Origin of the sequence: Bradyrhizobium sp. ORS 111, assembly GCF_045571485.1 — a bacterium.
Lineage (GTDB): Bacteria > Pseudomonadota > Alphaproteobacteria > Rhizobiales > Xanthobacteraceae > Bradyrhizobium.
This window is the reverse complement of record NZ_CP120701.1, coordinates 6,138,974-6,152,709: the sequence shown is the minus strand read 5'-3', so window position 1 is coordinate 6,152,709 and position 13,736 is coordinate 6,138,974. Positions and strand designations below refer to the sequence as shown.

Sequence of the window (13,736 nt, the reverse complement as noted above, 5' to 3'; positions counted from 1 at the left end):
GGCGGAGCGCCTGCAGCGAGATAGGAGTCGATCATGTTGGCGATGATGGCGCCCGCCTCGGCAAAGTCGAGGGCTGCGACCGCCGGATCCATCTAATCGAGACTTTCGCGGCGACGCAGAAGCTCGGCATTGATCGCGCAAATCTCGTTGAGCATCTCCTGGAGTTTGCGGTAGTTGGCGAGAAACTCGGCCACCTGAGGATACGCGCCATTCGGCACATAGCCGAGCCGCGGGCGTTCGCCGGTTCGAGCGATTGTGGACAGGTAACGCTTGGGGCCGTGTCCCGGTCCGTCGACGCAGTGGCAGCTGGGTCGGCCGCAGCGCTTGTAGGTCTCGATGAGCGACCCGCGCACAATCTGCTCGATCGGCGGCAGGGCACGCAAGAGCTGGTGGCGGCGCTTTCGCAGGGCCGCGGAAGAAGGCTTCTTCATTTGCGGACCGAATCGAATTGATGTCCGAGTGATTCAGAAGCTGAGTCATTGGTCAAGCCTCATTTCTTGAGCTTCAACGAAGAGGCGAATTCGGCGAGCGCAAGCAGACCAAGGGCGTCGATGAGCAACGGCTGCTGGCCATTGATAGGCTCGCTCCGATCACCGGGAAGCGCCCAGTCCGTCCAGTCGCGTGGGACAGCAAGCGATCCGATCTCGGCGTGGCGCAGGCTCAAAGTCTCTACGCCAGAGACCTTTCTGACCTTGAGGACAGCAAATCGCTGACCACGAAGTACATGGAAGGGATGGGTTATCTCAGCCGAACCCAAATCCTGACGGGGTTGAAGTGCAGTTCGACGTAACCGTGCCTACGGTGTCGGATCGCGTTGCTCAGGCGGTCGTCAAAGGATATCTGGAGCCGGATTTGGAGAAGCACTTTCATCCAGACTCGTTCGGATATCGACCCGGAAAATCGGCGCTCGATGCCGTTGGGGTTGCTCGCCAGCGATGCTGGCGGCATCCCTTCGTGCTCGATCTCGACATTCGGGCCTATTTTGACTCGATATCGCATGAACTTTTGCTCAAGGCGATTCGGAAGCACACGGACTGCGCCTGGGTGTTGTTGTACATTGAACGGTGGCTTAAAGCTCCCGTTCAACTGGAAGACGGCACCCTTGAACCCCGAGAGAAGGGCACGCCGCAGGGCTCGGTGGTATCACCGCTGATGGCGAATCTCTTTCTCCACTATACGTTCGACATGTGGATGCGAAGAAATCATCCGAGCATCCCGTTCGAGCGTTATGCCGATGATATTCTCTGCCATTGCGACAGTGAGCGGCAGGCACAAGAACTGAAGGAGGCGCTTGCGAAGCGCTTTGCCGAATGCGGACTGGAGCTTCATCCGAACAAGACGAAGATAGTCTATTGTAAGGATGACGACCGGCGAGGTGATTATCCTGAACAGAAATTCGACTTTTTGGGCTACACGTTCCGTGCCCGTCGGTCGAAGAATCGTTGGGGAAAGCACTTCGTCAACTTCAGCCCCGGTGTCAGCAATGCCGCGACGAAGGCAATCCGACAGGAAATCCGTGCCTGGCAACTACGCTGCCGGGTGGATAAGAGGATCGACGACCTGGCGAGGATGTTCAACCCGATCATTCGAGGCTGGATGAACTACTATGGTCGGTACTACAAGTCGGCGCTTTATCCGACACTACGCCATCTCGACCGATGTCTCGCGCGATGGGCGATGTCGAAATACAAACGTCTGCGGCGACATCGAAGACGGGCAGAGCACTGGGTACGGGACATTGCGTGCCGCACCCCCACGCTGTTGGCCCATTGGCCGATGCTGCACAAGACGGCGGCTGGACGGTAAGAGCCGGATGAGCGGAGACGTTCACGTCCGGATCTGTGAGCGCCTGGGGGTGAAACTCCCCCGGGCGACTCGACTAGTGATCGGTTTCGAGCATAAGGACGACGCACAGCGTTTCCTCGATGCAATGCGTGACAGGCTTGGGGAATTTGCGCTGTCGCTTCACCCGGCCAAAACGCGCCTGATTGAGTTCGGCCGCTTTGCAACGACCGATCGAAAGAGGCGTGGGCTTGGAAAGCCAGAAACGTTCACCTTCTTGGGCTTCACTTTCATCTGTGGACGATCGCGCCGCGGCACTTTCGTGCTTCAACGGAAGACCCGACGCGACCGCATGCGGCGTAAGTTGAAGGACATCAAGGTAGAGTTGCAGCGTCGAATGCACCAGCCGATACCCGAACAGGGAAAGTGGTTGAGCCAGGTAGTGACTGGCCACTTCGCCTATTATGCGGTCCCAACCAATAGCCGGGCGCTCTCGGCGTTCCGACGTTGCGTGACCGACCTCTGGCGACGAACGCTTCGGCGGCGCAGCCAGCGAGACGGATTCACATGGGAGCGCATGGCGAAGTTGGTCAGTGACTGGCTTCCCCCGCCGCGCATCCTTCATCCTTGGCCAGACATACGCTTTGACGTCAAACACCCAAGGTAGGAGCCGGATGCCTTAGTTGGGCGAGTCCGGATCTGTGCGGGGGGCGGCCAGCAATGGCCGTCCCTACCGCGATGCCTGAGCACGCCTCGAAAGTTACGATGTGAATGCCGACCCGATCGTACGGCGGGGAAGGAAGACCGCCTGAAGGAGGTTAACCCCGAGGGATATGAGACCGTCATTCGCAAGCGCGAGAACCGCGGGAGCACTGACGGGAGATGCCGGAAAAGCGAACGACGGATCAGCCGCCCAACAGGGCAAACGATAACCTCATGCTCAGCTCAAATTCAACTGTGCCTGGATCTATAGCCGCAGCTGGTTGGGACCTGTGGTCGAAGCGAGCGATGGGTCTTCAGCTGTGTCTGGCTTAAGGCGCGGATGTCCGAACTTCTACACGAAGATCGACGTCGCCGGGTCGGCGCGAAACACATGATTTTCTTTTCAGAAAGGGCTTTAGATGAGGCCCGTTCGATCGATCAATGCCACGCTGATACCCGACGAATCCGGATGGGCCGTCGGCCTCGCGTCGAGCTGGGCAGTGCGACTCCCCCCGAGTGCGCGCGTGCATTAGATGGTCTGATCTTTTCAGCGACTCAGAGGTGAGCGCTTCATCAGCTTCTTGCCCGCGGTTGATATGCTTCCTGCAACTAATCCGTTCGCAGTCCAATCGTACAGGTGCTTCAGCTCCGAACGGGCCGAAAACCAGCCTGTAAATGCAGGACTAGATTCGTCCATCCCCATTCTAAAAAAGCGATCAAGTAGCAACCTAGCCCGCATGCCGGTTAGGATATCACATTCCATACAGCAAGTATTTTCTCTCTGCTCTACGCTGGCTCCCTACGACGTCTGAATACTTGTTGAACTAACCCATTCCCTGCCTCTTCTATTCATCCCCGTCGCCGATCGCATTTCTGCGATTGGCGCTCGACGGGGGCGAACGTGGCGGTCACTTCAATCCATTCGGAAGCCTTTTCGCGTGGCGCGCGCATGCTGCGCACAGCCCTTGGCCCGGCGATTGCGACGTTCCTCGAGGACCCCTCAATCGTCGAGGTGATGCTCAACCCCGATGGCCGGCTCTGGATCGACCGGCTGTCAGGTGGCCTGGAAGATAGCGGACGCACGATGTCCGCCGCCGATGGCGAGCGGATCGTGCGCCTAGTCGCGCACCATGTCGGCGCTGAGGTGCATGCCGAGAGGCCGCGGGTCTCGGCCGAGCTTCCCGAGACGGGAGAGAGGTTCGAAGGACTTCTCCCGCCCGTCGTTGCGGCGCCGGCCTTTGCGATCCGCAAGCCCGCCGTCGCGGTGTTCACGCTCGATAACTACGTCGCCGCCGGCACGATGACCGCCGGTCAAGCGACAGCGCTCCGAACGGCCGTCGCTTCGCGCAAGAACATCCTGGTCGCTGGCGGCACCTCGACCGGCAAGACCACGCTCACCAACGCACTGCTCGCCGAAATCGCCGGCACCACCGATCGCGTGGTGCTGATCGAGGACACCCGCGAGCTGCAGTGCCGCGCTCCGAATCTGGTCGCGCTGCGCACCAAGGACGGCGTCGCATCCCTGTCCGATCTGGTCCGATCCTCGCTGCGTTTGCGCCCCGACCGCATTCCGGTCGGCGAGGTGCGGGGCAGCGAGGCCTTGGAACTCCTCAAAGCCTGGGGGACCGGCCACCCCGGGGGGATCGGAACGATTCACGCGGGCACGGCACTGGGCGCGCTCCGTCGCCTCGAACAGCTGATCCAGGAGGCCGTCCTCACCGTTCCCAAGGCGCTGATCGCCGAGACGATTGATGTCGTCGCGGTGCTGCGCGGCCGTGGCAGCGAACGCCGCCTCGCTGAACTTGCTCTCGTCGCCGGCCTCGATCCCGCCACCGGCGATTACCGTGTCCAGTCCGCCGGGGCGGGCGGCGAAACCTCGCTTCCCGGAGACCCGTCATGATCCAACTGCCTTCCGCGGTCCGTCGCGTTCGACGCCGCTTCACCGATGCCGCGGCGATTGCTCTGATCTCCATCGCGTTCGCGCCCGCGGCCTACGCCTCTGGGTCCTCGATGCCCTGGGAGACGCCGCTCAACCAGATCCTGGAGTCGGTGCAGGGTCCGGTCGCCAAGATCATCTCGGTCATCATCATCACCGTGACCGGCCTGACGCTTGCGTTCGGCGACACGGCCGGCGGCTTCCGCCGGCTGATCCAGATCGTCTTCGGTCTGTCGATCGCCTTCGCCGCCTCGAGCTTCTTCCTGACGTTCTTCAGCTTCTCGGGTGGGGCGCTGGTCTGATGGCTGCGGTTGCCGATCCAGAGGTGCCGGGCTTCTTCGCGCCGGTTCATCGCGCGCTCACCGAGCCCATCCTGATGGGCGGCGCTCCGCGCAGCGTCGCGATCGCCAACGGCACGTTGGCGGCTGCCATCGCACTCGGGCTCCGGCTCTGGATTCCCGGCGCATTGATCTGGGCCGTGGGCCACGTCGCGGCCGTCTGGGCGGCCAAGCGCGATCCGCAATTCGTGGACGTCGTTCGCCGTCACCTCCGCTATCCGCCATACCTCGCCACATGAGGCTGCCATGCTGAACCTCACCGAGTATCGCAACCGGGCCGCCGGTCTTCCCGACTTTCTGCCGTGGGCCGCTTTGGTCGAACGCGGTGTGGTCCTCAACAAGGACGGATCGTTCCAGCGGACGGCGCGCTTCCGTGGTCCGGATCTCGACAGCGCGACGCCTGCGGAGTTGGTCGGTGTGACGGCCCGCCTTAACAACGCGTTGCGCCGCCTCGGCTCAGGCTGGGCGATCTTCGTCGAAGCCCAGCGCAGCGCCGCCCAGACTTATCCCTATAGCGCCTTTCCGGATGCCGCATCGGCGCTGGTTGATCTGGAGCGGCGGGATGCTTTCGAGGAGGCTGGGGCACATTTCGAGAGCCGCTATTTCCTGACCTTCGTCTGGCTCCCACCGGCCGAGGACGCCTCGCGCATCGAGGGCTGGCTCTATGAGGGGCGTGCGCAGAACGGCATCGATCCCTACGAATTGCTGCGCGGCTTCGTCGATCGGACCAACCGCGTCCTGCAGCTGGTCGAAGGGTTCATGCCCGAGGTGGCGTGGCTGGATGACGGCGACACGCTGACCTACCTGCATTCGACGATCTCGACCCGGCAGCAGCGCGTCCGCGTCCCGGAGACGCCGATGCATCTCGATGCGTTGCTCGCGGACGAACCGCTCGCCGGCGGCCTCGAGCCACGTCTCGGTAGCCACCACCTCCGTACGCTCACTGTGGTCGGCTTTCCGACCGCGACCCATCCCGGAATCCTCGACGAGCTCAACCGGCTTGCCTTTCCCTACCGGTGGTCGACACGCGCGATCCTCCTCGACAAGACCGAGGCGGTGAAGCTGCTGACCAGGATCCGCCGCCAGTGGTTCGCCAAACGAAAGTCGATCGCCGCCATTGTCAAGGAGGTGATGACCAACGAGGCCTCGACCCTGGTCGATAGCGACGCAGCCAACAAGGCCACTGACGCCGATCTCGCCTTGCAGGAACTCGGGACCGATGATGTCGGTCAGGCCTACGTCACCGCGACCGTCACTGTCTGGGATGAGGACCCCGGCCGCGCCACTGAGAAGCTTCGTCTCGTGGAAAAGGTGATCCAGGGGCGCGACTTCACTTGCATGCCGGAAGGAGTGAATGCGCTCGAAGCCTGGCTCGGCTCGCTGCCGGGCCACGCCTACGCCAACGTTCGCCAGCCGCCGCTCTCCACATTGAACCTGGCCCACATGATTCCGCTTTCGGCGGTCTGGGCGGGGCCGGCGCGCGACGAGCATTTCCGTGGCGCGCCGCTGTTCTTTGGCAAGACTGAAGGCTCGACACCGTTTCGTTTCTCGCTGCATGTCGGTGACGTCGGCCACACCCTGATCGTCGGCCCGACCGGCGCAGGGAAGTCCGTGCTGCTGGCGCTGATGGCGATCCAGTTCCGCCGCTACCGCAAAAGCCAGATATTTGCCTTCGATTTCGGCGGCTCGATCCGCACCGCGGCGCTGGCCATGGGCGGCGACTGGCACGACCTCGGCGGAAGTCTGTCGAACGGTGCCGAGGACTCCGTCTCGCTTCAACCGCTTGCGCGGATCGGCGATGCCGCGGAGCGCGCCTGGGCTGCCGAATGGGTGACCGCGATCCTCGCCAAGGAAGGCGTCACCATCGATCCGACCGCGAAGGAGCATGTCTGGTCGGCATTGACGTCGCTGGCGTCCTCGCCGGTCGAGGAGCGGACGATCACCGGCCTGACCGTCCTGCTGCAATCGACCGCGCTCAAGCAGGCGCTGCAACCCTATTGCGTCGGTGGCCCGTCTGGCCGGCTGCTCGACGCTGAGGTTGAGCAGCTCGGCTTCGCGTCAGTTCAGGCTTTCGAAACCGAGGGGCTGGTCGGAGCCGGCGCGGCACCCGCCGTCCTCACCTACCTCTTCCATCGCATCGAGGGCCGACTCGACGGCCGGCCGACGCTCCTCATCATCGACGAGGGCTGGCTCGTCCTCGACGATCCAGCCTTCGCCCAGCAGCTTCGCGAATGGCTGAAGACGTTGCGGAAGAAGAACGCCTCCGTCGTCTTCGCCACGCAATCGCTCTCAGACATCGATGGCAGCAACATCGCGCCCGCGATCGTCGAAAGCTGCCCGACGCGCATCTTCCTGCCGAACGAGCGCGCGATCGAGCCGCAGCTCACGGCGATCTATCGGCGCTTCGGTCTGAACAATCGCCAGATCGAGATCATCGCGCGCGCGACGCCGAAGCGGGATTACTACTGCCAATCGCGACGCGGCAACCGGCTGTTCGAGCTGGGGCTCGGCCCGATCGCGCTCGCCTTCTGCGCGGCATCCTCAAAAGCCGATCATGCCGCGATCGAACGGCTGCTCGCCGAGCACGGCCGTGAAGGCTTTACGCCGGCCTGGCTCGCCGATCAGGGGCTGCTTTGGGCCGCCGATCTCATCCCTGACTTGACAAACCTGGAGGTGCAATCATGACCGACCGCAAGACGCGCTGTGGCTTAATGGCCGCGAGCGCCGTGTCGCTCGCTTTGTCGATCTCGCCGCTTTTGACGACGCGGCCCTCTGCGCAGGTGTTCGTCTATGACCCCAGCAACTTCAGCCAGAACGTGCTGACTGCGGCGCGCGAGCTGCAGCAGATCAACAATCAGATCCAGATGCTGACCAATCAGGCCCAGAGCCTGGTGAACCAGGGAAAGAACCTCGCGAGCCTGCCGATGTCGACGCTAGCTCAGCTCCAGTCGACCATCGCTCGGACCCAATCGCTGCTGAGCCAGGCGCAAAATATCGCCTTCAATGTTCAGGGTATCCAGACCGCCTATTCCAGCACATATGGCACCGCGGCGGGCACGGGCTCCAATGCGACGATGTTCGCCGCGGCTCAAAATCGTTGGCAGAACTCGGTTGGCGCCTTCGAAGACTCGCTGAAGGTCCAGGCCGGCGTCGTCGGCAATATCTCGACCAATTCAAGCGCGATGACGTCACTTGTCACCGCTAGCCAGTCCGCGAGCGGCGCGCTCCAAGCGGCTCAAGCCGGCAACCAGCTCCTCGCGCTGCAATCCCAGCAGTTGTCCGACCTTGTCGCGGTTCTCGCCGCGAAGGGACGGGCGGACGCGCTGGAACAGGCGCGTGTGACCGCGACCGAGTCGCAGGGCCAGCAGCAATACAAGATCTTCGCGACGCGCAGCGGTTATCAGCCCGGCAACGTCACCATGTTCAGCGGCAACTGAGGCACGCATCATGGAGCGCTCGGATATCCTTCGCGCAGGCGCGATGATCATCGTGTTTGTGATTTTCCTCGCCGCGCTGCATGCCATCCATCGGCGTCCAGCGGAGCGGCCCGTATCCGACGCTTCCTCTGTCTCCACGCCCGACGATCTGTCGCCCGAGCTGCGCCGCTGCCGCGCGCTCGGACCCCAGGATGCCGAAGATCCGCACTGCCAGGCGGTCTGGGAGGAAAACCGCGCGCGCTTCTTCGGCAGGCCGGCGCGGCCACTTCTGCCGCAGGCCGCGCCGGCCACACCGTCGACGACGAACGGTGCGGAAGGAGATAAGCGATGAACAACGTGGGCGTCATCGACACCTTCCTCAATACCTTCACCACCTACATCGATTCAGGCTTTGGCCTAATCAAAGGCGAGGTCACTTATCTCGCCTCGACGCTGATTGTCGTCGATATCACCTTGGCCGGCTTGTTCTGGGCCTGGGGCGCAGACGAAGACATTCTCCAGCGGCTGGTGAAGAAGACGCTCTATATCGGGTTCTTCGCCTTCATCATCACCAACTTCAACAATCTCTCCGGCGTCATCTTCAACAGCTTCGCCGGCCTTGGCCTGAAGGCCGGCGGCTCGTCGATTTCGACGGCGGATTTCCTGCGGCCCGGCCGGCTTGCACAGGTTGGCCTCGATGCCGGGCAGCCGCTGCTCGATGCCGCTAGCCAGATGATGGGCTTCACCAGCTTCTTTGCGAACTTCGTCCAGATCGCCGTGCTGATGGTGTCCTGGCTTGTGGTGCTGATCGCCTTCTTCATTCTGGCGGTGCAGCTGTTCGTCACGCTGATCGAGTTCAAACTGACGACGCTTGCCGGCTTCATCCTCATTCCCTTTGCGCTGTTTAACAAGACCGCCTTCCTCGCAGAGAAGGTGCTCGGCAATGTCGTTGCCTCAGGCGTCAAGGTGATGGTGCTCGCCGTCATCGTCGGCATCGGCACCGGTCTCTTTTCCCAGTTCACCACAGCCTACGGCGGAGGCCAGCCGACGATCGAGCAGGCGCTCTCGGTTGTGCTCGCAGCACTGGCCATGCTCGGCCTCGGTATCTTCGGACCCGGTATCGCGACTGGTCTCGTCTCAGGAGCGCCGCAGCTTGGTGCAGGCGCTGCCGTCGGCACGGGTCTCGCTGTCGCCGGCACAGCGATGGCGGGAGGCGCGGCGTTTGGGGTTGCGGGGCGGGGAGCAATGGCAGCTGCCTCCGGCACTGCTGCGGCTGCGCGTGGTGGTGCGGCGATGGCGGGCGGCATGTCCACCGCTTACAGCCTCGCGTCAGCGAGCCAGTCCGGCGCTGGCGGCGTCGCCTCCGGTCTCGGCGGCGCCGGTCGCGCGGCTGCTAGCGCAGCGGCCGCTCCCGTCAGACGTGCCGCTGCGCAAGCAGCGGGGTCAATGACCGAGAGCTTCGCATCAGGCGCCCGGTCCAGAGTCGCAAATACCGGTGGCTCCTCGACCATGGGGACCATTGAGCGCGGTGAGGGTGCAAACGATGGATCTGCCTCACAAGCGGAGAGCGACAGCGGTCCGCCCGCCTGGGCCCAGCGCGTCAAGCGCAATCAGGCGGTCGTTCACGGCGCGCAGACTGCCGCGCAGGCCGTCAAATCCGGCGACAGCCATGGCGGCGGCCACTCCGTCGACCTCTCGGAAGGAGCATAGAGAATGTCAGTCTTTCGGCGATCGTCGGTCCGCTACGGCCGCACGCCCGAACCCGAAACCCCCTATCAGCGTGCGGCCCAGGTTTGGGACGATCGCATCGGCTCCGCCCGCGTGCAGGCGAAGAACTGGCGGCTGATGGCGTTCGGTTCGCTGATCCTTAGCTGCGGCCTCGCCGGCGGGCTCGTCTGGCAATCCACGCACGGCACCGTCGTTCCATGGGTGGTGCAGGTCGACAAGCTCGGCGAGGCACAAGCAGTGGCGCCGGCTGTTGCCGACTACAGGCCAAGCGACCCGCAGATTGCCTGGTATCTCGCCCACTTCGTCGCGATGGTGCGCTCGCTTCCGGCCGATCCGATCATCGTGCGGCAGAATTGGCTCAACGCCTACGATTTCACGACCACGGCGGGGGCTATGGCGCTGAATGATTACGCCCGTGCCAATGACCCCTTCGCCAGTCTCGGAAAGCAGCAGGTCGCAATCGACGTCTCCAGCGTCATCCGCGCCTCGCTTGACAGTTTTCGCGTGGCCTGGGTCGAGCACCGCTATCAGGACGGAGCGCTCGCCGGCACCACCCGTTGGACCGCCATCCTCACCATCGCCATTCAGCCGCCCACCGACGCCGATCGGCTCCGCAAGAATCCGCTCGGCATCTACGTCAACGCCATCAACTGGTCGAAGGAGCTGGGACAATGACCCCGCCGTTTTCCTCAATCGCCGGCGGTCCGGCTTCGCATCTCTCCATCGCTCGCCAAAACCGCAAAGACAGCGATACGTGCTTCCGTAAATCCGCACTTGCGGCGTTGCTGATGTCTGTCTCGACACTCGGCGGCTGCGCACACAATTTCATCCCGCCCGACATCAACTACGACAGCGCTGAGCCGGCAACGCTCACTGCCGATCCGCCGCCGCCCGTCAAGATCGTGGAATTGCCCAAGCCGCTGCCGCTGCCCGGGCAGCTGAAACCGCTCGCCGCCGGCAAACGCGTCCCGGAAGCCACTGATCCGAAGATGCGCGTCAAACAGGCCAATGCCGCGGCACGGGTGCAGCCGGTCCGTAACGGCTTCATCAACGCGGTCCAGGTCTATCCGTTCTCGGGTGGAGCCCTCTACCAGGTCTATACGGCACCCGGCCAGATCACCGATGTCGCCCTCCAGGAGGGCGAGCAACTCACAGGCTCCGGACCGGTCGCCGCCGGCGACACCGTACGCTGGATCATTGGCGATACCGAGAGCGGCGCGGGCGCGACCAAGAAGATCCACATCCTGGTCAAACCGACGCGGCCGGAACTCGTTACCAATCTCGTCATCAACACCGACCGGCGGACTTATCTCCTCGAGCTGCGCTCGACGGAGAAGACCTATATGGCCTCGGTCTCTTGGCAGTATCCGGAGGACCAACTCATCGCGCTTCGACAGCAGAACGCAACGGCTGAGGCCGCAGCGCCAATCGCGGCCGGCGTCGATCTTGCCTCGATCAACTTCCGCTACGCGATCGAGGGCGATGATCCGGCCTGGCGTCCGCTGCGCGCGTTCGACGACGGGAATAAGGTCTACATCGAATTCCCCAGCGGGATCGTCCAGGGCGAAATGCCGCCGCTGTTCGTCATTGGACCAGCCGGCGGCTCCGAGCTGGTGAACTACCGCGTGAACCGCAACTACTACATTGTCGACCGCCTGTTCGCCGCCGCCGAATTGCGTCTTGGCGACAAGGACAGCGAGCGGCGCGTGCGCATTGTCCGCACCGACGGGAGGCCGCGCTCATGGCGGTAGGCGGCGAAGACGAACGTCAAAGCGACATCCCACCCGTCGCGCCGCCGGATTTTCGGCTCCGAGGCGAGCGGCCACCTGTCACACGCCTTTCGCGCAAGATCCTGATCGGCCTCGGCGCGGTGTCTGCCCTCGCGGTCGCCGGAGCGCTAGGCTACGCCCTGCAAACCCGCAACAAGCAGCAAGCCGGCCAAGAGTTGCTCAGCACCCAGAATAGCCCTTCGGCCGAGGGCCTCGCCGCCTTGCCGAAGGATTATACTGGTCTGCCGCGGCAGGCGCCGCCGCTCGGACCACCGCTGCCCGGCGATCTCGGCAAGCCGATCCTTAATGCTGGCGCTGCACCGAGCACCATCGTCTCCACAACGACGCCTGATCCGGAGACCCAGCACAGAGCGCAGGAGATCGAAGCGGCGCGCGTCAGCCGGCTCTTTGCCCAGACCGTTCAGCAACCGCAGAGCGTCAGCCAAATCATCCCGAATTCGGCGACCGGAGCAGCGACGCTGCCGGCCGCGACACCACCCGTCGACGCTGGATCGGCCCAGAACATGCAGGACCGCAAATCGGCCTTCCTCAATGCGTCGACGGACAAGCGCACGGTAAGTCCGGACCGGCTCGAGGCCAAGGTCTCGCCTTATGTTGTGCAGGCGGGTACGGTGATCCCCGCTGCGCTCATCACCGGCATTCGCTCCGATCTGCCCGGCCAAGTCACCGCCCAGATCACGGAGGCGGTCTACGACAGCCCGTCCGGCAAATATCTTCTGATCCCCCAGGGTGCGAAGCTAATCGGCCAGTATGACAGCTCCGTCGCGTTCGGCCAGAGCAGAATCCTCCTGGTCTGGACCCGGATCATCATGCCGGATGGCAACTCGATCGTCTTGGAGCGCCAGCCCGGCGCCGACAGCGGTGGTTATGCTGGGCTCGAGGACGAGGTCGACAACCATTGGGGCATGCTGTTCAAGGCCGCCGTTCTCTCGACCATGCTCAGCGTCGGAGCCGAGGCGGGTACGAGCCAGAATGAGAACAACCTTGTTCAAGCGATCCGCAGCGGTGCGTCCAACAGTATCAGCCAGACCGGCCAGCAGATCGTGCAGCGCCAGCTCAATATCCAGCCGACGCTGACCATCCGGCCAGGTTTCCCAGTCCGGGTGATCGTCACGCGCGACTTGGTGCTGGCACCCTACGCGAAGGGAGGAAGACCGTGACAAAGCTCAAGCTTGGACCACTCGAAGACGACAAACCGGTCAAGCTCACGATCGAGCTGCCGGCGACCGTCTTCAGGGATCTCAAAAGCTACGCCGAGATTCTCACGCGCAGCGGAGGCGCGACGACGCCGGCCGAGCCTGCCAAATTGATCGCGCCGATGATTGAACGTTTCATGGCGACCGACCGGGCCTTCGCGAAGGCACGCCGAAATGCTGCTCAGCCCGCACCTGGGTCAGTGGAAAGATCCGGATAGCGCTCGCGAAGCAGGTCGAGGAATGGACGCAGCGATGGATTGCAGTTGCTGTGGCGCCAATAGGCGCGGAAGCTCAGCCGCGCGGGCCCCTCAGCATCATGCACCTCGTGGAAGGTGACACCCGGATAGGCAGCGCCCGTCGCGCCTTCCAATGCCAGCAGGACGCCCCAACCCGCTTCAACCAAGGTGAGAAGCCGGTCTAGCGCCACATCATGGCGAAGCAGCGGGCACGAGTCGGAACTTCCCATTTTGCTGATGAGTAGCTTGTGGAATTCCGGTCCCGGGCCGTGCTCTGACAACAAAAGCCCTTCAGTTGGCCCCAGTGAACCACATCACGTCCTGTCAGCGGGGTGGTTCTCGGGAAGAGCGACGACCAGACGTTCGCTCCATCTCGTGGAGCAATCACGGGCCGAGACAAGGGTAATCGACCCAACCCTCAATAACTAAAACTACCCTAATATACTGCCTCGAGCCGGTCGGCTCATACGACTCTACAAGGTGTCGACTCTAAGCGGCATGCAACCAGCGAAGCCATTTGTGGTAGGCCTCTTGACGCGCCTTGAAGCGGTCTACGCATTTCTTTGAGCAAAGAGCCGTTCGCCAGTAGTAATGACGGATTAGCCCGAACTT

At 63.1% G+C, this 13,736-nt stretch carries 16 protein-coding genes; 12 read left to right on the top strand and 4 right to left on the bottom strand.

Features of this window, described 5'->3' with window-relative positions:
- Positions 1-92 precede the first annotated feature (92 nt).
- Both P6U30_RS28320 and P6U30_RS28315 read right to left on the bottom strand, forming a co-directional pair.
- Positions 93-431, bottom strand: a complete 339-nt coding sequence (locus tag P6U30_RS28320) for a DUF6788 family protein (RefSeq protein ID WP_376960332.1) — start codon at positions 429-431, stop codon at positions 93-95.
- Between the two features lie 59 nt (positions 432-490).
- Positions 491-757 carry a DUF5372 family protein gene (locus P6U30_RS28315; RefSeq protein WP_407166126.1) on the bottom strand — a complete coding sequence of 89 codons (267 nt, stop codon included), beginning with the start codon at positions 755-757 and terminating at the stop codon, positions 491-493.
- 17 nt (positions 758-774) lie between these two features.
- Here P6U30_RS28315 and ltrA point away from each other — a divergent pair, with 17 nt between their 5' ends.
- A complete protein-coding gene (ltrA, locus tag P6U30_RS28310) occupies positions 775-1,806 on the top strand; it encodes a group II intron reverse transcriptase/maturase (protein ID WP_407166125.1) in 1,032 nt (343 codons plus the stop codon).
- Between the two features lie 73 nt (positions 1,807-1,879).
- On the opposite strand, the gene P6U30_RS28305 is transcribed toward ltrA, so the two are convergent.
- Positions 1,880-2,236, bottom strand: a complete 357-nt coding sequence (locus P6U30_RS28305) for a hypothetical protein (protein WP_407166124.1) — start codon at positions 2,234-2,236, stop codon at positions 1,880-1,882.
- 1,149 nt (positions 2,237-3,385) lie between these two features.
- Between P6U30_RS28305 and trbB the strand changes: the two genes are divergently transcribed.
- Genes trbB through P6U30_RS28250 form a run of 11 tightly spaced genes read left to right on the top strand, consistent with a single transcriptional unit; the run spans position 3,386 to position 13,106 of the window.
- The gene (trbB, locus tag P6U30_RS28300) at positions 3,386-4,384 is read left to right on the top strand and encodes a P-type conjugative transfer ATPase TrbB (RefSeq protein WP_407166123.1); all 999 of its coding nucleotides are present in this window, start codon (positions 3,386-3,388) and stop codon (positions 4,382-4,384) included.
- The gene (locus P6U30_RS28295) at positions 4,381-4,722 is read left to right on the top strand and encodes a TrbC/VirB2 family protein (protein WP_407166122.1); all 342 of its coding nucleotides are present in this window, start codon (positions 4,381-4,383) and stop codon (positions 4,720-4,722) included. Before trbB ends, P6U30_RS28295 begins: the two co-directional genes overlap by 4 nt.
- Positions 4,722-4,997: a VirB3 family type IV secretion system protein gene (locus tag P6U30_RS28290; RefSeq protein ID WP_407166121.1), complete on the top strand. Its 276-nt coding sequence runs from the start codon at positions 4,722-4,724 to the stop codon at positions 4,995-4,997. Before P6U30_RS28295 ends, P6U30_RS28290 begins: the two co-directional genes overlap by 1 nt.
- Before the next feature lie 7 nt (positions 4,998-5,004).
- The gene (trbE, locus tag P6U30_RS28285; RefSeq protein WP_407166120.1) at positions 5,005-7,443 is read left to right on the top strand and encodes a conjugal transfer protein TrbE; all 2,439 of its coding nucleotides are present in this window, start codon (positions 5,005-5,007) and stop codon (positions 7,441-7,443) included.
- The gene (gene trbJ, locus P6U30_RS28280) at positions 7,440-8,195 is read left to right on the top strand and encodes a P-type conjugative transfer protein TrbJ (RefSeq protein ID WP_407166119.1); all 756 of its coding nucleotides are present in this window, start codon (positions 7,440-7,442) and stop codon (positions 8,193-8,195) included. The genes trbE and trbJ overlap by 4 nt, the downstream gene beginning before the upstream one ends.
- A 10-nt stretch (positions 8,196-8,205) precedes the next feature.
- Positions 8,206-8,526, top strand: a complete 321-nt coding sequence (gene trbK-alt, locus P6U30_RS28275; protein ID WP_407166118.1) for a putative entry exclusion protein TrbK-alt — start codon at positions 8,206-8,208, stop codon at positions 8,524-8,526.
- Entirely contained in the window at positions 8,523-9,884 is a 1,362-nt protein-coding gene (gene trbL / locus P6U30_RS28270; protein ID WP_407166117.1) for a P-type conjugative transfer protein TrbL, read from the top strand. The genes trbK-alt and trbL overlap by 4 nt, the downstream gene beginning before the upstream one ends.
- 3 nt (positions 9,885-9,887) lie before the next feature.
- A complete protein-coding gene (trbF, locus tag P6U30_RS28265; RefSeq protein WP_407166116.1) occupies positions 9,888-10,577 on the top strand; it encodes a conjugal transfer protein TrbF in 690 nt (229 codons plus the stop codon).
- Positions 10,574-11,653 carry a P-type conjugative transfer protein TrbG gene (trbG, locus tag P6U30_RS28260; RefSeq protein WP_407166115.1) on the top strand — a complete coding sequence of 360 codons (1,080 nt, stop codon included), beginning with the start codon at positions 10,574-10,576 and terminating at the stop codon, positions 11,651-11,653. The genes trbF and trbG overlap by 4 nt, the downstream gene beginning before the upstream one ends.
- Complete coding sequence (locus P6U30_RS28255; RefSeq protein WP_407166114.1) at positions 11,644-12,852, top strand: TrbI/VirB10 family protein; 1,209 nt, start codon at positions 11,644-11,646, stop codon at positions 12,850-12,852. The genes trbG and P6U30_RS28255 overlap by 10 nt, the downstream gene beginning before the upstream one ends.
- Positions 12,849-13,106, top strand: a complete 258-nt coding sequence (locus P6U30_RS28250) for a DUF2274 domain-containing protein (RefSeq protein ID WP_407166113.1) — start codon at positions 12,849-12,851, stop codon at positions 13,104-13,106. Before P6U30_RS28255 ends, P6U30_RS28250 begins: the two co-directional genes overlap by 4 nt.
- Here the strand turns inward: P6U30_RS28250 and P6U30_RS28245 are convergent.
- Positions 13,070-13,405 (bottom strand): hypothetical protein, encoded by a 336-nt coding sequence (locus tag P6U30_RS28245; protein ID WP_407166112.1) that lies wholly within the window; start codon positions 13,403-13,405, stop codon positions 13,070-13,072. The two genes, P6U30_RS28250 and P6U30_RS28245, sit on opposite strands and share 37 nt — an antisense overlap.
- Between the last annotated feature and the right edge of the window lie 331 nt (positions 13,406-13,736).